The following is a 21508-nucleotide window of genomic DNA, read 5'->3' on the forward strand; positions in this document are numbered from 1 at the left end:
GAGGGGAGGACAACTGCATTTGCGCTCCCCTTGAGGGGGGCTGGCTGCGAACTGGTACAGCTCCGCAGGAGAGCAGACTGGGGGGTTCACCCGGAATCATCAACGATCAATGCTTGCCCCGTTTGGATGTTGCTCAGCCGGACAGGACTCAATAAGCAGCTACCGAGAACCTTCCATCAAGGTTGCGTCGGGCAGTCCGTACCAGTTCGCTCGGGAGACACAGGCTGCCCAGTGAACCCTGCCGCCCGCACCTACCCAGCCCTTCCATTGCACTGCCGCAGCGTGGATACTTCCTAAGGTCATGTCCCCCCATAAATCTGCCCCTCATCCTCTGGTCGCCAAAATGTCCCACTGGATGGTGCAGGAAGAGACAGTGCCCACAGAAGGCTTCTTCGAAGAAGTGCCTGCGGCGCAGAAACACCATCACACTCAGCCTTGGTGGCGGGTGATGTGCCTGACAGGAGTGGACTATTTCTCGACGCTGGGATATCAGCCCGGTATTGCGGCGCTGGCCGCAGGCGCGGTGGCCCCCTTTGCAACGTTGGTGTTGGTGTTGGTCACGCTCTTCGGCGCTTTGCCCATGTACCGCCGGGTGGCCGCCGAAAGTCCGCACGGCGACGGCAGTATCTCTATGCTCGAACGCCTGCTGTCGTATTGGCCCAGCAAATTTCTGGTGCTGTCCCTGATCGGCTTCGTTGCCACTGGCTTCATCATTACCATTACCCTCTCGGCTGCGGATGCGGCGGCCCACATCGTCGAAAATCCCTTCCTCAAAACGGCATTGGAAGGCCATCAGGTAGGCGTAACGCTGATTTTGGTGCTGCTGTTGGCGGCGGTGTTCCTCAAAGGATTTAAAGAGGCCATCGGCATCGCCGTCGTGTTGGTCGTCTTGTATCTCACCCTCAGCGCCGTCGTCATTGGTCAAGGCCTGCACCAAATCGCGCTCCAGCCCCAAGTCTTGGCCGACTGGACGGCGCAGCTGGGTCAGACGTACCGCTCACCTCTGGCTCTGCTGGGCGCGGCCCTACTGGTATTCCCCAAACTGGCCCTCGGCCTCTCGGGGTTCGAAACTGGTGTGGTCGTCATGCCCCTGATCAAAGGTGACCCGGAGGATACCGAGGCCAAACCGAGTGGCCGCATCCGCAACGGAAAAAAACTGCTGACAGGCGCGGCGCTCCTGATGAGTGTGTTTTTGCTCACCAGCAGTCTGGTCACTACCTTGCTGATCCCCGCTGGCGCGTTTCAACCGGGCGGCGAGGCCAACGGACGGGCTTTGGCGTACCTTGCCCACCAGAATTTGGGCGAACGGTTCGGCACGCTGTACGACCTGTCCACCATTTTAATTCTCTGGTTCGCGGGTGCCAGCGCGATGGCAGGCCTGCTGAATATCGTGCCGCGCTACCTGCCCCGCTACGGCATGGCCCCCGATTGGGCACGCGCCACCCGCCCGCTGGTCTTGATTTACCTGACGATGTCGGTGGTGGTCACGCTGGCTTTCCGCGCCAGTGTGGATGGTCAGGCCGCCGCCTACGCCACCGGAGTGCTGGCGATGATGACCAGTGCCGCCATCGCCGTCACCCTGAGCGCCGTCCGGCGACAGCAGCGCCGCCAAGCGTGGGCCTTCGGAATCATCAGCGTGATCTTCGTCTACACCAGCGTGGTCACGTTGCTCAGCAACCCACAGGGTCTGTACATCGCTTTGCTGTTCATCGCTCTGGTACTGGCGGTCGGAATGACGTCCCGCATCATGCGCTCGTTCGAACTGCGGGTGTCGAGCGTCCAGTTCGATGAGGCGTCTCAGGCCCTGCTGAAAAGCTTTCCCATCCGGCCTCTGCGCTTTGTGTCGCATCATCCGGGCCGCTCCTCGGAAGCCGAATACCGCAAACAGGAATTGAGGGTGCGCCAGATGGTGCATTTGCCCGATCAACAACCCTTCATTTTCCTAGAAGTCGAGATCGACGACGCCAGTGAATTCACCGATACGGTAGAGGTCACGGGGTTCCAAGTCGGGCCTTTCGGAGTGCTGCGGGCGAGGGGATCAAGCGTGCCCAACACCATCGCCGCAGTGATGCTGCATCTGCGCGGCAAAGGCGCGCCGCCGCAGGTCTACATGCGCTGGACGGAAGACAGCCCCCTGCATCTGGCGCTCGACTTCGTGATCGGGGGCCGGGGCGACGTTCCACCCCTGACCCGCGAGATTTTGCGCCGTGCCGAGCCTGACCGTGACCGCCGCCCTATCGTTCACGTCGGTGGCTAAGGCCTCACCTCACCGCCCATAACAAAACCCCTGTCAACAGGGTTCTTTTCAGATCAAGTTCGACTCTTTGACCTGAAATAAATCGAAGTTTGGTTTTGACACTCGGAAGTCAGACTCGTACTCTGTCTTTACCACCCAGTTGTGTCAATACGTTGTGTCAAACCGCTCCGAGGTTTCCATGCCTACTCTGTCCGTCTCGTCTGTGCCGGTGGCCCCGGCAGCACTTTCGGCTGCTGCCTTCATTGCTCCTCTTCTCACGCCCGATCAGCGGGAAGTCCTGCACGCCGTGTTGTGGATGGATCATCCTTCACGGCTGCATCTCTGCGAAGCACTGGGGTTTTCCAAGTCCAAGCTGACCAGTTTGGTGGGCATGCTGCTCGACGAAAATTTGATCGAAGAGGGCGAGGTGCAGCCGTCCAGCGGGGGGCGGCGGGCGCTGGGGCTGCGGCTGAACCGGGCGCTCGGCGTGGTGGTGGGCATCGATTTGGGGGCCACCCACGCCCAAGTCGCGTTGTCGGATCTGACCACCCGCCAACTGTGTTCTGCCCATGTGCCGGTGCAAGTGGGGCGCGGGCCGGGGCCGGTGCTGGCCAACATCGTGCCTCTCATCGATGATCTGCTGACCGGGCAAGGCCTGACCCGCGCCCATGTGCTGGGCCTCGGCATGGGCGTACCCGGCCCGGTGGAATTTGAAACGGGCCTGCTCATCAGCCCGCCGCTGATGCCCAGTTGGGAAGGCTTTAATCTCCGCGCCTATTTTGCCGACCTGTTCGCTGCGCCGCTGGCCGTCGACAACGACGTGAACCTGATGGCTCTAGGCGAACTGCATCACGCCCGCAGGCAAGCTCTGGGCGCGGCCCACACCCCCGGCGCAGTGCGGAGCCGCTGGCCGGGCCAAGAAAATTTCATCGTCGTCAAGCTGGGCACGGGCATCGGCGCGGGCATCATCATGCGCGGCGAGGTGTTCCGGGGGGCCGACGGCGCGGCGGGCGACATAGGACATATCAGCGTGGAGGCGGCGGGGCCGCGCTGCTCCTGCGGCAATGTGGGCTGCCTCGAGGCGCTGGCGGGTGCGCCCAACATCGTGCGGGAGGCGCGGGCCGCCGCCGAGGGAGGCCACAGTCCGCTGCTGGCGGCCCTGCTGGAAGCCGATCCTGCCGCTTTCAGCACCCGCGAAGTGGCGCTGGCGGCGAGGCAAGGCGACCCGGTCGCCAACGACATTTTGCAGCTTGCGGGCACGCGGGTAGGCCAAGTCATCGCCGGACTGATCAATTTTATGAATCCGTCTCAAGTCCTGTTGTCGGGCGGGGTGGCGCAGGTGGGGCCGCTGCTGCTGGCGAGCGTGCGCCAAAGCGTGTATGCCCGCAGCCTGCCGCTGTCTACCCGCAAACTCCGCATAGATTACGCCGCGCTGGGCGTGCAGGCCGGACTGCGCGGAGCCACCGTACTCGCCATAGAACGGGCGCTGTTGGCGGAGGTGAGCGCATGACCGGTCAAGGCGTGACAGCCCCACCAGACTGGATCACGTTCGAGAACGTCTCCAAGAGTTTTGGCCCGGTAGAAGTCCTGCGCGACGTGTCGTTCGGGATTCGGCGGGGCGAAGTGCACGCGCTGCTGGGCGAAAACGGCGCGGGCAAAAGCACCCTGATGAAGATGCTGGGCGGCTACCACGCGCCCTCCTCCGGTCAGGTGTGGCTGGACGGGCAACCCGTTCACTTCCGTTCCAGCCGCGACGCTGAGGCAGAGGGCATCGTCCTGATCCATCAGGAATTCAATCTGGCCGAAGACCTGACGGTGGCGCAGAACATCTATTTGGGCCATGAACCGGGCGGCCTGCTGATCGACGACGCGGCCATGCGGCGCGGCGCGGCAGAGGCGCTGGCCCGCTTGAGCATCACCCTTGATCCGCGCACGTTGGTGCGTCACCTCAGTGTGCCGCAAAAGCAGCTCGTAGAAATTGCCAAAGCCCTGTCGCGCCAAGCCCGCGTGCTGATCATGGACGAACCCACCGCCACCCTGACGCTGCACGAAACGAACACCCTGTTGGGCCTGATCCGGCAACTACGGGATTCCGGCGTGACCGTGCTGTATATCAGCCACAAACTGGATGAAGTGGGCCAGATCGCAGACCGCGTGACCGTGCTGCGCGATGGGCGTTACGTGACCACCAGAGACGCCGCCGACCTGAGCCAGCAGCAGATGGCGAACCTGATGGTGGGGCGCGAACTCGAAGATATGTTTCCGCCGCGACTCTCTCCCCAGCCGCAAGAACGCCTGCGGGTCACGGGCCTGAACGTGCCGGGGTGGTCGCGTGACCTCAGCTTTGGCGTGCGGGCGGGCGAGGTGCTGGGGTTCGCAGGCTTGGTGGGATCGGGGCGCACCGAGAGCTTTGAAGGCCTGTTCGGGCTGCGGCCCCATACGGTGGGCAGCGTGACGGTAGACGGCCAGCCGCGCCGCATTCGCAACCCCAGTGACGCCGCCCGCGCCGGACTGGTGTACCTCTCGGAAGACCGCAAAGGCAAAGGCCTGCTGGTAGATTTTGCCCTGACGCCCAACCTGACCCTGATGACGCTGGAGGTGTACGCCAAGCCCTTGCTGGACGTGCAGGCCGAGAAAACAGCGATGATCCGGGCCGCCGAAGAACACCACATCCGCAGCGGGCGGCTGGACGTGACCGCGTCGGCGCTGTCGGGCGGCAATCAGCAAAAGCTGGCGCTGGCCCGCATTCTGGAACGTCACCCCGACGTGATCGTGCTGGACGAACCCACACGCGGCGTGGACGTGGGCGCAAAACGCGAAATCTACCACCTGATTCACGGACTGGCGGCGGCGGGCAAAGCCGTGATCGTCATCAGTTCGGAACTGCCGGAGCTTTTGGGCCTGTGCCACCGCCTGCTAATCATGCACGGGGGCCGCTTGGTAGGCAACCTCAGCGGCGCAGAACTGACCGAACATGAAGTTATTCAGTACGTCACGGGCCTGAAAAGAGACGACCCCGCCCAAATCACCCGAGACCCACAGGAGCCGCCCTATGTCCACGCCTAGTCCCAGTCCGGCCCCTACGCCTTCGCCTCTTTCCTCCGTCGCCGCCCCCGGCCCTACCCTGCTGGGACGCATTGGCAGCCTCGGCCCCCTGCTGGGTCTGCTGGCGCTGATGCTGGTGGCCACCGCCCTCAACCCCGATTTTCTGAGCGTGTCCAACCTCACCAACATTCTCACGCGGGCGGCCTTTACCGGAATTATCGCGGTGGGCATGACCTTCGTCATCATTTCGGGCGGCATCGACCTCTCGGTGGGATCGTTGGCGGCGCTGATCGCCGGGGGCATGATTCTGGTCATGAACGCACTGGTGCCGGGCCTCGGCGCGGGCTGGGGCACGGTGCTGGTGGGCATGGCATTTGCCCTGACCCTCGGCGCAGTCGCCGGATTCCTGCACGGGTTCATCATCACGCGGGGCCGCATCGAGGCTTTTATCGTCACGCTGGGCACGCTGGGCATTTTCCGGGCCGTGCTGACCTACCTCTCGCAAGGCGGCGCTATTTCGCTGGATTTGGGGGTCAGTGACCGCTACAGCCCGGTGTTTTACGGCTCGCTGCTGGGCGTGCCGATTCCGATTCTGGTGTTCGCGCTGGTGGCCCTCGTGGGCGGCCTGATCCTCAACCGCACCCGTTATGGCCGCTACGTGCAGGCCATCGGCAGCAACGAACAGGTGGCCCGCTACGCCGCCATCAACGTGGGAGGCGTCAAAATCGCCACCTACGTGCTGCTGGGCGTGTGCGTCGCCATCGCCACCACGCTGTACGTGCCGCGTCTGGGCAGCGCTTCACCGTCTACGGGCCTCCTGTGGGAACTGGAAGCCATCGCCGCCGTCATCATCGGCGGAACGGCCCTCAAAGGCGGACATGGCCGCATCTGGGGCACGGTGGTGGGCGCGATTTTGCTGGTCACCATCGAGAACGTCCTCAACCTCACCAACATCATCAGCGTGTACCTCAACGCCGCCGTGCAGGGCGTGGTCATCATTCTCGTCGCCTTCTTTCAGCGCGGAGGCCGCAAATGAGCGGGCCGAATCGGATGCACAGGAGGTGGGCCGTGAGGGAATTCGCCGTGTAGGCCGCGTTCAGACCGTTCGTTTCCAGTGTCCCGCCTTCTCAAGTTATCCCTCTAGGAGCAACCTGATATGACTACTTCAACTGTCCTGCGCTTGACCCTGCTGACCGCCGCCCTGACCGCCTCTTCAGCCCTTGCCCAGACCAAGCAGATCATCGGCGTATCTATCCCCTCTGCCGATCACGGCTGGACGGCGGGCGTGGTGTATCACGCCAACCAAGCCAAAGCGCAACTGCAAAAGCTGTATCCCACGGCTCAAATCATCGTCAAGACCGCCAAAGACGCCAACGAGCAGGCCAACCAGATTCAGGATCTGTACACCATCAATAAAATTACGGCGCTCGTGATCTTGCCGCAGGAAAGCGCTCCGCTGACCCGTCCGATTGCCAACTTGAAGGCCAAGGGCGTGTTCATTACGGTGGTCGACCGGGGCCTGAGCGATCCCAAAGCCCAAAACGCGTATGTGGCGGGCGACAACAACGGCTTTGGCCGGGTCGCCGGAGACTACATTTCCGCTCAACTGGGGGCCGCCGGGGGCAATGTGGTCGTGCTGCGCGGCATTACGTCTGTCGTCGATAACCAGCGCAACGCCGCGTTTCAGGCCGCCATCAAAAAGAATGCCAACGTGAAACTGCTCGATTCCCGCTACGGCAACTGGAACCGCGACGACGCCTTCAAGGTGATGCAGGATTACTTGACCCGTTTTCCCAAAATAGACGCGGTGTGGGCCGCCGACGACGATATGGCGGTGGGCGTGCTGCGGGCCATTCAGCAGGCCGGACGCAAAGACATCAAAATCGTGTTGGGCGGCGCAGGCATGAAAGAAATGGTCAAGCGCCTGATCGATGGCGACCCGCTGATCAAGGCCAACGTGACCTACCCGCCCAGCATGATTGCCGAGGCCATGCGCCTGACGGTGGAAAGCCGCGTGAAGGGTACGCCGCTGGCCGCCAGCACCATCATTCCCTCGGTGCTGATCACCAAGGCGAACGCCAGCAAGTACTACTTCCCCAACTCACCTTTCTGATCGACTGGTCAAGAAATTAACAAACAGCATGATGTACGGCTTTCAGCTCCCTCTCTCCTTGCGGGGGAGGGCCGGGGAGGGGGAAGTGAGCAACGCGATTGCCCTTTTCCCGTCTACGTCCCTATGTTTTTCCGAGGTTCCATCTATGCGCCCCATCACGCTTTTTACCGGACAGTGGGCCGACCTGCCCCTGTCTGACCTTGCCCCGCGAGTGCGGCAACTGGGCTACGACGGCCTCGAATTGGCCTGCTCCGGCGACCATTTTCAGGTGCAGCGGGCACTGACTGAGCCGCAGTACGTGGCCGACAAACGCGAATTTTTAAAGGATCACGGCCTGACCTGCGCGGCCATCAGCAATCATCTGGTGGGGCAGGCGGTGTGCGACCCCATCGACGAACGCCACCGCGCCATTTTGCCCGCGCACGTGTGGGGCGACGGCGATCCGGAAGGCGTGCGGAGACGTGCTGCACAGGAAATGAGTGATACAGCGCGGGCAGCGGCCCTGTTCGGTGTGCCCACCGTCACGGGTTTTACGGGATCGAGCATCTGGCACAGCGCCTACGCCTTCCCGCCCACGTCTCAGGCGTACTGGGACGCCGGATTTGAGGACTTCGCCCGCCGCTGGACGCCAATTTTGGAGACCTTCGGCGCACACGGCGTGAACTTTGCGCTGGAGGTGCATCCGGGCGAAATCGCCTTCGATACGGCCACCGCCCGCCGCGCTCTGGACGCGGTGAACCACCATCCGCGCTTCGGCTTCAACTACGACCCCAGCCACCTCGCCTATCAGGGGGTGGATTATGTGGGTTTCCTGCGGGCCTTCCCCCAGCGCATCTTTCATGTTCACCTCAAGGATGTCTGGTGGGGACGCGGCACCGGAGAAGTGGGCGTGTTCGGCGGCCACACCACTTTCGGGGACGCCCGCCGGATGTGGGATTTCCGCTCGCTGGGCCGGGGCGATCTCCGCTTTCAGGACGTCATCGCGGCATTGGGCGACGTCGGCTACGCTGGCCCGCTGAGCGTGGAGTGGGAAGACGCCCGCATGGAGCGCTGGCACGGGGCAGGGGAGAGTCTCAGCTTTGCGCGGACGCTGGATTTCCCGGCGTCTGGGCGGGCCTTCGACGCCGCTTTCACGGGGCCAGAGGAGAAGACATGACCCGCCTGCGCTGGGGCATGGTAGGCGGCGGGCCGGGCGCGTTCATCGGGGGCGTTCACCGCCGCGCCGCTGCCCTGACCGGGCAATTCGACCTCGTGGCCGGAGCCTTTTCAAGTGACCCAGAGCGCTCACGGGCCTTCGGACAACCCTTGGGCGTGGCCGAAAGCCGCAGTTACGGTTCATGGGAAGCGATGCTGGAGGGTGAACTGGCTTTGCCGCCCGACAGGCGGATTCAGGGCGTGAGCATCGTCACGCCCAACCACCTGCATTACCCGGTGGCCCGCGCTTTTGCACAGGCCAGCCTTCCGGTGGTGTGCGACAAACCACTGGTGCATAGCAGCGAGCAGGCCGCCGATCTGCTGCGGATCGTGGCGGGCACGGGCAGCCTGTTTGCCGTGACCTACAACTACACCGGCTACCCGATGGTGCGCCAGGCCCGCGACCTCGTGCGCGGCGGGGTGCTGGGCGAGATTCGCAAGGTACAGGTGCTGTATAACCAAGGCTGGCTGGCGACTCGGCTGGAAGGACAAGGCAACGCGCAGGCCGACTGGCGCACCGATCCCCTCCGCAGCGGCATCGCGGGCGCGGTGGGCGATATCGGGTCGCACGCCGAGAACTTGATGACCACCGTGACTGGCCTCACGCTGGACAGCATTTGTGCCGACCTGACCACCTTCGTGCCGGGCCGCGCACTCGACGACGACGCGAGCTTGCTGCTGCGCTTTCAAGGCGGCGCACGCGGCATTCTCACAGCTTGCCAAATTGCTTGCGGCCTCGAAAACGACCTGAGCTTGCAGGTCTTCGGCACACGCGGCAGCCTGCGCTGGCAGCAAGAAACGCCCAATCACCTGGACGTATTCCCATTGGACGGCCCGCAACAACGCTGGACGCGGGGCAGTCCGGCGCTCAGTCCCGCTGCACAGGCCGCCTCGCACGTGCCGAGCGGCCACCCCGAAGGCTTTACCGAAGCGTTTGCCAACATTTACCGGGGCGTAGCGGAAACCCTGCTGGCACAGCAAGAAGGCCGTGTGCCTGATCTGCATATCGCCCAGTTCCCCACGCTGGAAGACGGCGCACGCGGCGTGCATTTTATAGAGAAGACAGTGGAAAGTGCGGCCAGCAGTCAAAAATGGACGAGCGCCCTCTGGAAAGAACTGGTGACTTGAACGAGGGGCTCCATATCTCCCCTTCGTGACTGGAAACTGGGCATTCTGGCCATCCGTCCGGGCAGAGAGCCGAGAACAGTATTCGGGCGACGGCGATCTGGAATGGCTTCCTTCGCCGCATCACTTATTGATGCCTGCTGAGGTTGGCGACATCTTGAGAACATGGAGCTGGAACGTGAACCCCCTTAGAGGTGGGGACTAAAAGCTGTTGCGCTCCCCTCTGAGGGGGGCCGGCTGCCCAGCAGATTGGGGGGTTCGCCCGGAAGCATCAACGGTCAATGCTTGCCCCGTTTGGATGTTGCTCAGCTCTACAGGGATCACGAGGTTCCCCAACCTGACCCGCAACTGACACGGCACAGACCTAGGCCTGACGTTGGCCTGTGAATGTCAGGCCATGCCTAGAACATCACTGTCTCGGTCGGCCCTCCTCCTCTCCGCTGTGCTGGCGCTGGGCCTGACCTCCGCGCAGGCAACGACGTTGGTGGGGTACGCCCAACTGCCCGCCGACACGTTTTCAGATGGCCCGGCAAGCGGTGCCTTCAGCGGTGCGGGCCTGCGCGGTGAGGCCCGCTTTAAGGGCCAGCCCGTGCAGGGATTTTCGGGCGTGCAGTTTGGGCCGAACGGCAGCTATTGGTTCCTGAGCGACAACGGCTACGGCAGCAAGGCCAACAGCGCCGACTTTCTGCTGCGGCTCTACTCCTTGAAATTGAGCGCCAAAACGGCTCCCACTGGACAGGGCGTCGTCGAAGTCGGCCCGCACATTTCGCTGCGTGACCCAGACAAAAAAGTGCCGTGGGTGATCGTGAACGAGGCCAGCCCAGAGCGTCTGCTGACTGGCGCAGATTTTGATGTCGAAGGGTTTTTCTTTGCCCCAGACGGAACGCTGTGGGTCGGTGACGAGTTCGGGCCGTACCTGCTGCACTTCAGCGCCGATGGAAAGTTGCTCGACGCGCCTGCCGTGACCCCCAATCTGGCGGGCCTGCCCACCCTGCGCGGCCAAGCTCCCATCGTCATCGGGCACCGGGGCAGCAGCGGCACCCGGCCCGAACACACGCTGGAGTCTTACCGGGTAGCCATCGAGTCGGGCGCAGATTTTGTCGAGCCTGATCTGGTGGTCACCAAAGACGGTGTGCTGGTGGCCCGCCATGAACCTGTGATCGCGGTGGTGGACGCGGCGGGCAAAGTGCTGGAGGCAACGGTGGATGTGGCCGCCCATCCCGAATTTGCGGCCCGCCTGACCACCAAAAAGCTGGACGGTGTAGAAGTGCGCGGTTATTTTGTCGAGGATTTTACGCTGGCCGAATTGAAAACCATGCGGGCGCTGGAGCGGTTGCCCGCACTGCGCGGCAAGGCCTTCGACGGCAAATTTGAAGTGCCGACGTTGGCCGAAGTGATCGCATTGGTCAAGGACGTGGAGGCCAAAACGGGCCGCAAGATCGGCATTTATCCGGAGACCAAGCACCCGACCTACATGGAAACGGTGGCCAAGGTCAACACTTCTCAGCTGCTCGTAGATACGCTGAAAAAAGAAGGCTTCACCGACCCGGCCCGCGTGTTTATCCAGTCGTTCGAGACGGCCAACTTGCGCGACCTGAAGGCCAACCTGTTGCCCAAAGCGGGCCTGAATATCCCGCTGGTGCAGTTGGTCAGCAGCCCCGACGAAGCGCCTTACGACTGGGTGGTCAAGGGCGATCCCCGCAAATACGACGCCCTGACCACCGACGCGGCCCTCAAAGACCTCGCCACCTATGCGGGCGGCGTGGGCGCGTACAAACGCTGGATCATTGACGACAAGGGCGCAACCACCGATTTTGTGACGCGGGCACACGCCGCCGGACTGCTGGTGCATTCGTGGACATTCCGGAACGAACCCACCTACCTGTTGCCTCAATACGTGGCCGACCCCGAAGCCGAGATGCGGCAGGCTCTGCGGGCAGGCGTAGACGGCCTGTTCACCGATTTTCCCGCCACCGGAGCGCGGGTGGTGGGCCAGTACACCGCCGCCGAAGTCCGTAGTCCTCAGAATCCGGCCTTTGCTCTCGGCGCACCCCTGCCCGGTCAGCTCAGCGGCGCAAACTTGGGCAGCAGCGGCGGCTTCGAGGGCTTGACGCTGGGGGTAGACGGCAAAACCGCTTACGCCCTACTGGAAAAGAGCGTGCTGGGCGACGTGCCCGGACAGTTGCGTCTGCACGCTGTTGCTCTGGCGGGCAATGCGTGGAGCTTGGCAGGCCGCTATACTCTCGAAGACCCCGCCAACGCCATCGGTGACATCACGCCCGTAAACGCCGACACGTTGCTGGTGCTGGAGCGCGACAGCGGCAGCGGCCCCACCGCCAAAACCAAGCGGGTGTACAGCGTGAGCCTGAAGGATAAGAACGCCGACGGTACCCTCAAAAAGACGCTGGTGGCCGATCTGCTGACCATCCAAGACCCCCAAGCGCTGGCCCCCAGCACGGTGGGCGGCGTGTTCTCTTTCCCCTTCGTGACCATCGAAAACATCATCGTGCTGGACGCCAACACGCTCCTGATCGCCAACGACAACAACTATCCCGGCACGGGCGGGCGCGGCGCACAGGTCAAAGACAACAACGAGTTCATTTGGCTCAAACTGGACGCCCCGCTGACCTTGGCTGCGGGCGTGGGCCGCCGCTGAGAGGAGGCTACTAAGTCCTGTCCCGCTGAGCAACGTCCAAACTTGACGGTTCTGGGCGAACCCCCCAGTCTGCTGTGCAGACGGCCCCCCTTAAGGGGAGCGCAAGAGCTCTTGTCCTCCCCTCTAAGGGGGCGTTGCGGAGCAACGGGGGGGTTCGCGCACAAGCTGGATGTCCACAAGCCGTTGCCAAGCAAGGGGCAACCATTAAAAAAGAGCTGCTGAGGCATGAGGGTGGAAGAGACGAATCTGGTCTTTTCCACCCTCGTTGCGTGAATGCTGAGGCGCAGGCGGTATAACGGACAGACCAGCACCCACCTCCTTGTATGCCGCCTCTGGACAGCCTACCTGTGGACATTCCTCCTCTGGATGCCCCGCCACTGCCCCGCCAGCAGACCCTCACCTGACGGGGCAGTGCTTGGCTGAACGCTCGCCTCTCCCTTGACCGCTGTTGTTCCGGAGGTTCGTGTGACCAAGGCCCATTCTGTTTCTTCCCTGACGCCTGCCGACCTGCACCTGACCGACGCCTACTGGCGGGCCGCCAACTACCTGTCGGTGGGCCAGATTTATTTGCAGGCCAATCCGCTGCTGCGCGAACCTCTGCGTCCCGAACACACCAAGGCGCGGCTGCTGGGCCACTGGGGCACCACGCCGGGCCTGAATTTCATCTATGTCCACCTTAACCGCCTGATCCGGCAGCATGACCTGAGCGTGCTGTATGTGGCTGGCCCCGGTCACGGCGGCCCCGGCTTGGTAGCCAATACCTACCTAGAGGGCAGCTACAGCGAGTTGTATCCCGACATTGGCCCCGGAGAAGACGGCCTCAGAAAGCTGTTCCGGCAGTTTTCCTTTCCCGGCGGGATTCCCAGTCACGCGGCCCCCGAAACACCCGGTTCGGTTCATGAGGGCGGCGAACTGGGCTACAGCCTCGCGCACGCTTACGGCGCGGCGTTCGATCATCCTGACCTGTTGGTGGCCTGCGTCATTGGCGACGGTGAGGCCGAAACGGGGCCACTGGCGGCCAGTTGGCACAGCAACAAGTTCCTAAATCCAGTGACTGACGGTGCGGTGTTGCCGATTTTGCACCTGAACGGCTACAAGATTGCCAATCCAACCCTCTTGGCCCGCCTCAGCCGCGAAGAACTGGAATCGCTGCTGCGCGGCTACGGGCACGCGCCGTACTTTGTAGAAGGCGACGATCCGGCCCTGATGCACCAACTGATGGCCGACACGCTGGAGCAGGTTCAGGCCGACATCGCAGGCATTCAGCGGCGGGCGCGGGAAGAAGGCTTCACGCAGCGCCCGGTGTGGCCCATGATCGTGCTGCGCTCGCCCAAAGGCTGGACGGGGCCAAAAGTGGTGGACGGCAAGCCCGTGGAAGGGACTTGGCGTGCCCATCAGGTGCCGCTGGCCGAGGTCAGGCACAGCGCGGCGCACCTGCAGCAACTGCAAGACTGGCTCCTCAGCTACCGCCCGCACGAACTCTTTGACGAGGAGGGCCGTTTGAGGCCTGAACTGGCGGTCCTGGCTCCACAGGGAAACCGGCGTATGGGAGCCAATCCGGTAGCCAACGGCGGCGTGCTGCTGCAAGACCTCACCTTGCCGGACTTCCGGAACTACGCTCTGGCCGTGCCTCAGCCGGGTGCGGTAGACGGAGAGGCCACGCGGGTGCTGGGCACTTGGCTGCGCGACGTGATGCGCGGCAATCCCACCACCTTCCGCCTGTTCGGGCCAGACGAAACCGCCTCCAACCGCCTAGACGCCGTGTTCGAGGTGACGGCAAAAACGTGGGAGGAGCCGCTGCTGCCCACCGACGAACATTTGGCTCCCAGTGGCCGGGTGATGGAAGTCCTCAGCGAGCACCTCTGTGAAGGCTGGCTGGAGGGCTACACCCTGTCTGGGCGGCACGGCTTGTTCTCGTGCTACGAGGCGTTTATTCATATCATCGACTCGATGTTCAATCAGCACGCCAAGTGGCTGAACACGTCGCGGCATATCTCGTGGCGGCGGGACGTAGCGTCGCTGAACTTGCTGCTCACCTCGCATGTGTGGCGGCAAGACCACAACGGTCTCTCGCACCAAGACCCCGGCTTCATCGATCACGCCATGAACAAGAAGGCCGACGTGGTGCGCGTCTATCTGCCGCCCGACGCCAACACCCTGCTGTCGGTGGCCGATCATTGCCTGCGAAGTCGCCAGTACGTGAATGTCATCGTGGCGGGCAAGCAACCTGCGCCGCAGTGGTTGACCATGACCGAGGCCGTTCAGCACTGCACGGTGGGCGTGGGCATCTGGGAGTGGGCCGGAAGCGAGCGGGCGGGCGTGGCTCCTGATCTGGTGATGGCCTGCGCGGGGGATGTGCCCACGCTAGAAACGTTAGCCGCCGTCGACCTCTTGCGCCAGCATTTTCCAGAGCTGAGCATCCGGGTGATCAATGTCGTCGACCTGATGACGTTGCAGCCGCAGCAGGAGCATCCGCACGGCCTACCGGACGCCGAATTCGACCGCCTCTTCACGGTCACGGCCCCTATTATTTTTGCCTATCACGGCTATCCATGGCTGATTCACCGCCTGACCTACCGCCGCGCCGGACACGCCCACCTGCATGTGCGCGGGTACAAGGAAGAAGGCACCACCACCACGCCCTTCGACATGGTGGTGCTCAACGATCTCGACCGGTTTCATCTGGCGCTGGACGCTGTGGCCCGCTTGCCCCAGTTGGGCGGCGAGGCTACCGAAGCCGTGAAACGCTTGCTGCACGGCAAGTTGGCCCAACACCGGGCGCATGTGGAAGCCACAGGGGAAGACTTGCCCGAAATTCAGAATTGGCGTTGGGGCCGCGAGCAGGCTGAAGAACTGGGATAATGCCGACTCCCGGAATGCGGTTCAGATCCACCAAAAGTCCTTAGACCACCGTCCAATTGGCCGTGCACAGGTCAGGTCACGGTGATCTAGCTCAACTGCGCACTAAGCTGAACCATGTCCTTGCCCTCCAGCACGCCTGCGCTCCTCTCACTGAACGAGCGCCTGCAGGACGTGACCCATGCACTCTCTGCGGCCACCACCGTGCACGGGGTCTTTGAAGTCCTGCTGACCTCCGCTTTGGAGGCGGTAGACGCCATGACCGGAGCCGTGTTGTTGGTGAATGCAGCCGGCGACCGACTCGAATTGGCGCAAAGCCGGGGGTATGTGCCCGGTGTGCCGACCATCTGGAAAGACGGCCCACTGGACGGCACGGTGCCTGCAGGCGACGCGCTGCTGCAGCAAAAGGCCCTCTTCTTCGAGCACCAAGAGGCCCTGATGGCGGCTTATCCCGACCTCGAACAACGGGTGGGTGCGCCGCCGCCAGTGGCGACCGCCGTGCTGCCCATGTTCGAGAGTTGGAAGTCCCTCGGCCTGATCGTATTGGATTTCCGGGAACCGCACCATTTCACGCAGGAGGAACGGTTTTTTCTGCGAACGCTCAGTACCCAGTGCGGCATCGCTCTAGGACGTGCCCGCCTGATGGCCGACTTGCAGGGCCAAGTCGAGCAACGCACTCAGCAACTCCAGCAGCAAAAGGCTGAAGTCGAAAGCCGCAACCGTGCCCTAGAGGCGGTGGCCCAGTTGTCCCGCGCCCTCCGGGTAGAAGCCGACCGGTACACGCTGATTGGGCGGGCACAGCAGAGTCTCTCTGAGCTGCTGTCGCCGGGCGTGTTCACCTTTTTTGAGCTGGAGGGCGAGCAGTGGTGTCTCAAAGCCCAAGTGGGCCAGTTCCAAGACCCCACCGTGCAGCGGCGGATGGACGCAGGCTTGCCTCAGGCCACTCCAGCCTTGCGGCTGCCGTTCGAGTCGCGCCAACCGCTGTATCAGCAAGCCGATACACTTGAGACAGAAACCGCTCTGGAGTCTGTGCAGGACGTTCACGCGGCGGCCACTCTCCCGCTGCTGGTAGACGGGGTTTCGGTGGGCTGTTTCCGGGTCGCGTTGTTCGTGCAGCGGCGCTGGACGCCCATAGACCAGATGGTGCTTGAGACCATTTTGCACGGTTTGGGCCTCGCCATAGACCGGGCCGAACAAGCCAAACGGTTGCGTGCTCAACGGGATGCACTGGCCGCAGCCAATGAAGAACTCGAGGCGTTCGCCTATTCGGTGTCCCATGATCTGCGGACGCCGGTGCGCCACGTCACCAGTTTCGCTCAACTGCTGCGGAGAAACTTAGGCGACCGCTTGGATGAGAAGTCGGCGCGCTATTTGGGCGTGATGGATCAGGCCGCGGGCCGCATGACCACCCTGATCGACGCCATCCTAGGACTGTCCCGCACGTCTCAGCAGCCGCTCCATTTGGGGATCGTGGATCTGGGAGCAATCGTAGCCAGTGTTCGGGATGTTCTTGAGCCTGAAGTGGTGGGCCGACAGGTGAACTGGACGGTTGGCCCACTGCCGCTGGTGATGGCCGACCCCGGCTTGCTCAGTCAAGTCATGGAGAACCTCATTTCCAATGCCCTGAAGTACACGGCCCCACGCGACCCTGCCCACCTTGAGATCTGGGCCGAGGAAAGTCCATACGACTGGCGCATGTTTGTGCGGGACAACGGCGTGGGCTTTGATACCCGCTACACCCACAAATTGTTTGGGGTCTTTCAGCGGCTACACCGTCAAGAAGAGTTCGAGGGCAATGGTGTGGGTCTAGCCAATGTGCGCCGGGTCATCATGCGGCATGGCGGCACGGTCAGCGCAGAAGGCATGCTGGATCAGGGCGCGACGTTCTCGTTCACGTTGCCCAAAGCGTAGGACAGAGGCTGGATCTGTTGGTCCGTTATAAAGCAATGAAGGCCAATTCCTTGCTTAAGATTTGGCAATTGTACTGCACTTCGCCGCTGAATTCACGTATGATGCGCTTACGGACAATCAGGTCAGTATGAGGGCGTTGGCGGTGGGCGCGCTGGCATGGCGTGCCCGAGTGGTATCGGGAACAGGGGGCGCACAGAACAACTGCGGCGGGACTCTGAGCGATTTCGACGCGGTGTACTGCTATCAGAAGTTGTACGCGCAGGCTGACCGCGATCTGAACCTTGTCTACGGCAAGTTGCTCGCCGCACTGCCGCAGGGCGCAAGAGAGACGCTCCGGGTGACGCAGCGCGCTTGGATGCGGCGACGCGACACGGCGAGTGTGCTGACACGGGACAGCTTCACCGATGTCTCGGTAGACCGGGCAACAGATATGACGGTGGCACGCACAAACGAACTCAATGACCGGCTGCGGGAGTGTCCGAGTTCTGGGTGTCGTGTCGGTCTGTTGCGCTAGGGCGAACCTGCTATTAATTGAAGATGCAGAGAGGGGAGAGGGCGATTTTATTCGTCCCACATTCAGGGAACAGTCTTCAGTCCTGAAATCCGCTATGCAGTATATAGATTGTGATACTACCGCACCCTTGTCATACCTGATTGCCTACCGCAAAAGAACTCTTGACATCCTTCCAACTGAGAAGGTTCTTAAGCCTGCTGTATTCAAACCAAATCGTAATTTCGTGAATCCTTTCTTGCTGGCTACGTTTTCTTCCTACACCCTATTCATCGGTTAAGCCATGCTCTGGCGTGAGCTGAAGCTGGCAGAGATGGGCGGAATACAGCAGGCTCAGAAGTAAGGGAAGCAAATGCCCAGAGCTGAGCTGCAGCGCCCGCCCTACACCCATTGGAAGCCCACTGGTTCGGTGACTTGGCCGATGCTATCTACCGCAAATAGGGGTTGACAAGTGGGGGATCAACTGTTGAGGTCGGTGAATTTCATGTTGTGCGCCAAGACGGTCAGTGCCACTTTTAATCGCAGGCTCAAGTGTGTTTTGACCTGACCCCAGCGCAGTCCTGCACCTATAAGCACCGAGAACGCCGACTCCACACATTTTCTGGTTGCCCCGTATTCCGGCTTCCAACGTGGATCGACCCGTTCAGGCACGTTCCCGACTGGTAGCCTTAATCTTCGATCTGTATTGGCCCATTTACGGCGGGCCAATCCCTAAACACCCTTGCAGAGCACGCTGAAATCGTGCTCATTCGCAGGACGAATGTCGTCTTGAATGATCTTGCCGTTCAGCGCACTCCAAGCGTGCGATCTGAAGCCCTAGACCGGCCCAGCCGTGCTGAATCCATAACGAGCGCCACGATGTAAATTTCGTGGCGCTCGTTTGAAGGTCGAGACAGGAAGCGGCTCCGAATCCACAGCGACGAAGTCCAGACACTGGACTTCGCTCGCCGGCTGCTCGGTGACAGGGGTTAATCGAGCGAGCCGGTTTCGGGCTTGCGGTTCAGAGGGTGCGTACGCTCTCCAAGATGGCCCTCGGCGCTCAGTTTATCGGGCCACCCAAACTCACTCTATCGGGCTCGTTTTCTGCTCACCACGAGCTGAGATCATTCTAGGAGTTCAGGGGTCTTGGCGGTCAAGCGGCTGGGTTTCTTTCTCAGACCGTCTCCTTTGAGTTCAATGCGGTAGGCGTGATGCAGGACGCGATCCAAGATCGCGTCCGCTAAGGTGGGATCGCCGAGGTTGGTGTGCCAGTCGGTGGTGGGGAATTGACTGGTGATGATGGTCGAGGCCCGCTCGTAACGGTCATCGAGAATCTCGAGCAAGATCCGGCGGCCCCCAGCCGTCGGGAGATCCAAGCCCCAATCATCCAAGATCAAGACCTGAACCCGGGCCAAGCCCGCCAGCAATTTGAGGTAGCGACCATCGCCCTTGGCCAGGGTCAGCTCTTGTAAGAGTCGTCCGGTTTGTGCGTACTGGGCGGTATGGCCTTGTCGGCAGGCTTGGTGTGCGAGGGCGCACCCAATGAAGGCTTTGTCGACCCCGGTGGGGCCGGTGATGATCACGCCCCGCTTGTCTTGGATCCACTGCCCATCGCTCAAACTGCGCAGCAGTTTGGTGTCCTCTATTCGCGGTTATCCATAATAGCTACCAATCGCTCGCTGTCTTCTATATACTGAAATATGCTGCTATCTAAATCACAGTTACGCCGCCTGTTTGGACAGCAGGACTTTGCCGCCGCCCTCGACTTGCTTGTCCCCGCCTTACCCGGCACTCCCGGCAGCACCACCCAGATCAATGTCCTCAGTGGCCTCCGCATCTATTTCGGCTGGCTTCAGGAACAAGGACACGGTGTCTTGGCTGCCGATGAAGTGCAGGCTGCAGCCTACCGCGATTGGCTGACACAGACCTATTCCCCCGCCACCGCCAAAAACCGCCTCTCTCAAGTTCGCACCCTCTACGATGTCTTGATCGCGCAGGCCATGCTCAGCAGTAATCCTTTTCGCACGCCCACCGCCACTGGCCCGCTGAACCGCCCGCAAGACCACCGCCGCGCCTACACGCCCGCCGAAGTGCAACGGTTGCTGGCTCACGCCACCCCCGAAGAACGCGCCCTCGTGCTCCTCGGCGGCCACGCTGGACTTACTGGCCCCGAAGTCATCGGCCTCCAGTTTGAAGACGTCCAATTGCACTCCGGCCTCCTCACTGTTCGGGGCCGCTCTATTCCCGGCAGCGAACTGCTCTTGGATGCCCTCCAATCGTGGGGCCACCTGCGCGGACACACCGCTCTGTTTCAAGCTCAAGGGCCAGTGTTCGAGATCCAGAACCCTGCCGACTTGCGCCAACGGCTCTACCGTCTGTGCCGCCGCGCCAACGTGCCCTATCAGGCTTGGCAAGCCCTCAGAAACGCCGCTGGGATCCGGTTGCTTGGCCTCCAAACCCAGCTCGAAACCCAAGCCTACCTCGGCCTCGCGGGTTACGAATCTCTGCGCCCACTTGTCAAGCTTAAACAAAAGGAGCAAGAAGACTGAGGGGCTTCACAGCAACCCAGTCTTCCCACGTCAGGTTGACCCCCGCCGATTACTTCAACGAGGCCATATCGATCACGAAGCGGTATTTCACGTCGTTGTTGACCATGCGTTCGTAGGCAGTATTGATGTCCTGCATCTTAATCAGTTCGATGTCGGCCACGATGCCGTGCTCGCCGCAAAAGTCGAGCATCTCCTGCGTTTCGGCCACGCCACCGATGTTGCTGCCCGCCACACTGCGGCGATGTGAGATCAGCAGGCCGCCGTGAACACCGACTGGGTCGATGGCTCCCACGATAATCAGTTGGCCGTCACGCGTGAGGGTACGCAGGTAGGGGTTCAGGTCATGCTTGGTCGGCACAGTGCTGAGGATAAAGTCGAAGCTGCCCCGAACAGCTTTCATGGCGTCTGGATCGCTGCTGATGACCACATGGTGTGCCCCCAACCGGAGCGCGTCTGCGGCCTTGCGCTGTGAAGTGGTGAACAGCGTCACGTCGGCCCCAAGTGCGGCGGCCAGTTTGATGCCCATGTGCCCCAAACCGCCCAGCCCGACAACCGCTACGCGGTGTCCTCGGCCAATCTTCCAATGCTTCAGGGGCGAGTACATCGTAATGCCTGCACACAGCAGCGGAGCGACGGCCTCCAGCGCCAGCGACGTGGGGACACGCAGCACAAACTTCTCCGTGACCACGATAGAGGTCGAGTACCCGCCGAAGGTCAGGTTGCCGGTGTCTTTTTCCCGCGAGTTGTAGGTGGTGGTGTGGCCATTTTCGCAGTACTGCTCCAGCCCTTCAGCGCAGCTCTCGCAGTGTTGGCAACTGTCGATCATCACGCCTACGCCCGCCAGATCACCCACCTGCACACGGCTGACGCCCTCACCCACTGCGGTCACGCGGCCCACGATTTCATGGCCAGGAACCATCGGATAGAGGCTCGGCCCCCACTCGCTGCGGGCCTGATGAATGTCAGAGTGACACACGCCGCTGTACAAAATTTCGATTTGAACGTCCTGCGCCCGGAGTTCACGCCGTTCGATCTGAAAGGGGGCCAGTGGACTCTGGGCGTCTTGGGCAGCGTAGGCATGGACAGTGGGCAAGGGAAACACCTCTTGATGATGGCTGCCGAGAGGCAGTGGAGAGAAATGAGAGTTGCGAAACGAGACGAAGTATGGCACAGCCAACGCTGGAGAAACTTAAACAACAGTGCCCAACTTGTTTCCTGTCACTGCGGGCCATAGAGGTGTGAGCGCGTGAAAAGGATGACCTTCCCTGAGCAGACAGCTCCGAATACAGGGGTCAAAACCCGTTCATGACGACTGTCCGTTTTCTTGTGG

14 protein-coding genes and 1 pseudogene are annotated in these 21508 nt (G+C 62.0%); 12 read left to right on the forward strand and 3 right to left on the reverse strand.

All coding sequences use genetic code 11. The annotated features are described in order from the left end of the window. The first annotated feature begins 343 nt into the window (after positions 1-343). The 11 genes from E7T06_RS05745 to E7T06_RS05795 all read left to right on the forward strand — a co-directional run bounded on the left by E7T06_RS05745 (position 344) and on the right by E7T06_RS05795 (position 17653). Positions 344-2257 (forward strand): amino acid transporter, encoded by a 1914-nt coding sequence (locus tag E7T06_RS05745; protein WP_240740871.1) that lies wholly within the window; start codon positions 344-346, stop codon positions 2255-2257. Between the two features lie 178 nt (positions 2258-2435). Beyond that, entirely contained in the window at positions 2436-3746 is a 1311-nt protein-coding gene (locus tag E7T06_RS05750) for an ROK family transcriptional regulator (RefSeq protein ID WP_205750823.1), read from the forward strand. Then, positions 3743-5302, forward strand: coding sequence for a sugar ABC transporter ATP-binding protein (locus tag E7T06_RS05755; protein WP_136364872.1), 1560 nt, complete (start codon positions 3743-3745; stop codon positions 5300-5302). The genes E7T06_RS05750 and E7T06_RS05755 overlap by 4 nt, the downstream gene beginning before the upstream one ends. After that, positions 5289-6317: an ABC transporter permease gene (locus E7T06_RS05760; protein WP_136364873.1), complete on the forward strand. Its 1029-nt coding sequence runs from the start codon at positions 5289-5291 to the stop codon at positions 6315-6317. Before E7T06_RS05755 ends, E7T06_RS05760 begins: the two co-directional genes overlap by 14 nt. A 120-nt stretch (positions 6318-6437) precedes the next feature. Next, positions 6438-7394, forward strand: a complete 957-nt coding sequence (locus E7T06_RS05765; protein WP_136364874.1) for a substrate-binding domain-containing protein — start codon at positions 6438-6440, stop codon at positions 7392-7394. A 145-nt stretch (positions 7395-7539) separates the two neighbouring features. Continuing rightward, entirely contained in the window at positions 7540-8550 is a 1011-nt protein-coding gene (locus tag E7T06_RS05770; RefSeq protein ID WP_136364875.1) for a sugar phosphate isomerase/epimerase, read from the forward strand. After that, positions 8547-9716, forward strand: coding sequence for a Gfo/Idh/MocA family oxidoreductase (locus tag E7T06_RS05775; RefSeq protein ID WP_136364876.1), 1170 nt, complete (start codon positions 8547-8549; stop codon positions 9714-9716). Before E7T06_RS05770 ends, E7T06_RS05775 begins: the two co-directional genes overlap by 4 nt. 394 nt (positions 9717-10110) lie before the next feature. Beyond that, the gene (locus E7T06_RS05780) at positions 10111-12369 is read left to right on the forward strand and encodes a glycerophosphodiester phosphodiesterase family protein (protein ID WP_136364877.1); all 2259 of its coding nucleotides are present in this window, start codon (positions 10111-10113) and stop codon (positions 12367-12369) included. 465 nt (positions 12370-12834) lie between these two features. Next, on the forward strand, positions 12835-15231 hold the full coding sequence (locus tag E7T06_RS05785; RefSeq protein ID WP_136364878.1) for a phosphoketolase family protein: 2397 nt from the start codon (positions 12835-12837) through the stop codon (positions 15229-15231). 114 nt (positions 15232-15345) lie between these two features. Then, positions 15346-17139 (forward strand): ATP-binding protein, encoded by a 1794-nt coding sequence (locus tag E7T06_RS05790; protein WP_136364879.1) that lies wholly within the window; start codon positions 15346-15348, stop codon positions 17137-17139. A 61-nt stretch (positions 17140-17200) separates the two neighbouring features. Continuing rightward, the gene (locus E7T06_RS05795; RefSeq protein WP_136364880.1) at positions 17201-17653 is read left to right on the forward strand and encodes a lysozyme inhibitor LprI family protein; all 453 of its coding nucleotides are present in this window, start codon (positions 17201-17203) and stop codon (positions 17651-17653) included. 456 nt (positions 17654-18109) lie between these two features. On the opposite strand, the pseudogene E7T06_RS05800 reads toward E7T06_RS05795, so the two are convergent. Both E7T06_RS05800 and E7T06_RS05805 read right to left on the reverse strand, forming a co-directional pair. After that, positions 18110-18664: pseudogene (locus E7T06_RS05800) on the reverse strand (IS982 family transposase); the annotation flags it as partial. A gap of 89 nt (positions 18665-18753) precedes the next feature. Beyond that, entirely contained in the window at positions 18754-19275 is a 522-nt protein-coding gene (locus E7T06_RS05805; protein ID WP_136364881.1) for an ATP-binding protein, read from the reverse strand. A gap of 54 nt (positions 19276-19329) precedes the next feature. Here E7T06_RS05805 and E7T06_RS05810 point away from each other — a divergent pair, with 54 nt between their 5' ends. Next, on the forward strand, positions 19330-20178 hold the full coding sequence (locus E7T06_RS05810) for a site-specific integrase (RefSeq protein WP_136364882.1): 849 nt from the start codon (positions 19330-19332) through the stop codon (positions 20176-20178). Positions 20179-20227: 49 nt separating this feature from the next. Here E7T06_RS05810 and E7T06_RS05815 read toward each other — a convergent pair whose 3' ends face one another. Next, positions 20228-21280, reverse strand: a complete 1053-nt coding sequence (locus tag E7T06_RS05815; protein ID WP_136364883.1) for an NAD(P)-dependent alcohol dehydrogenase — start codon at positions 21278-21280, stop codon at positions 20228-20230. Positions 21281-21508: the final 228 nt, after the last annotated feature.

It is taken from the genome of Deinococcus sp. Arct2-2, assembly GCF_004801315.1.
Classification (GTDB): Bacteria; Deinococcota; Deinococci; order Deinococcales; family Deinococcaceae; genus Deinococcus.

What these genes read in the sequence shown, in the direction of transcription:
- E7T06_RS05780 (WP_136364877.1), top strand. Translation starts at nt 10,111, where the DNA reads ATGCCTAGAACATCACTGTCTCGGTCGGCCCTCCTCCTCTCCGCTGTG.
- E7T06_RS05750 (WP_205750823.1), top strand. Translation starts at nt 2,436, where the DNA reads ATGCCTACTCTGTCCGTCTCGTCTGTGCCGGTGGCCCCGGCAGCACTT.
- E7T06_RS05765 (WP_136364874.1), top strand. Translation starts at nt 6,438, where the DNA reads ATGACTACTTCAACTGTCCTGCGCTTGACCCTGCTGACCGCCGCCCTG.
- E7T06_RS05745 (WP_240740871.1), top strand. Translation starts at nt 344, where the DNA reads ATGTCCCACTGGATGGTGCAGGAAGAGACAGTGCCCACAGAAGGCTTC.
- E7T06_RS05760 (WP_136364873.1), top strand. Translation starts at nt 5,289, where the DNA reads ATGTCCACGCCTAGTCCCAGTCCGGCCCCTACGCCTTCGCCTCTTTCC.
- E7T06_RS05775 (WP_136364876.1), top strand. Translation starts at nt 8,547, where the DNA reads ATGACCCGCCTGCGCTGGGGCATGGTAGGCGGCGGGCCGGGCGCGTTC.
- E7T06_RS05810 (WP_136364882.1), top strand. Translation starts at nt 19,330, where the DNA reads ATGCTGCTATCTAAATCACAGTTACGCCGCCTGTTTGGACAGCAGGAC.
- E7T06_RS05790 (WP_136364879.1), top strand. Translation starts at nt 15,346, where the DNA reads ATGTCCTTGCCCTCCAGCACGCCTGCGCTCCTCTCACTGAACGAGCGC.
- E7T06_RS05770 (WP_136364875.1), top strand. Translation starts at nt 7,540, where the DNA reads ATGCGCCCCATCACGCTTTTTACCGGACAGTGGGCCGACCTGCCCCTG.
- E7T06_RS05755 (WP_136364872.1), top strand. Translation starts at nt 3,743, where the DNA reads ATGACCGGTCAAGGCGTGACAGCCCCACCAGACTGGATCACGTTCGAG.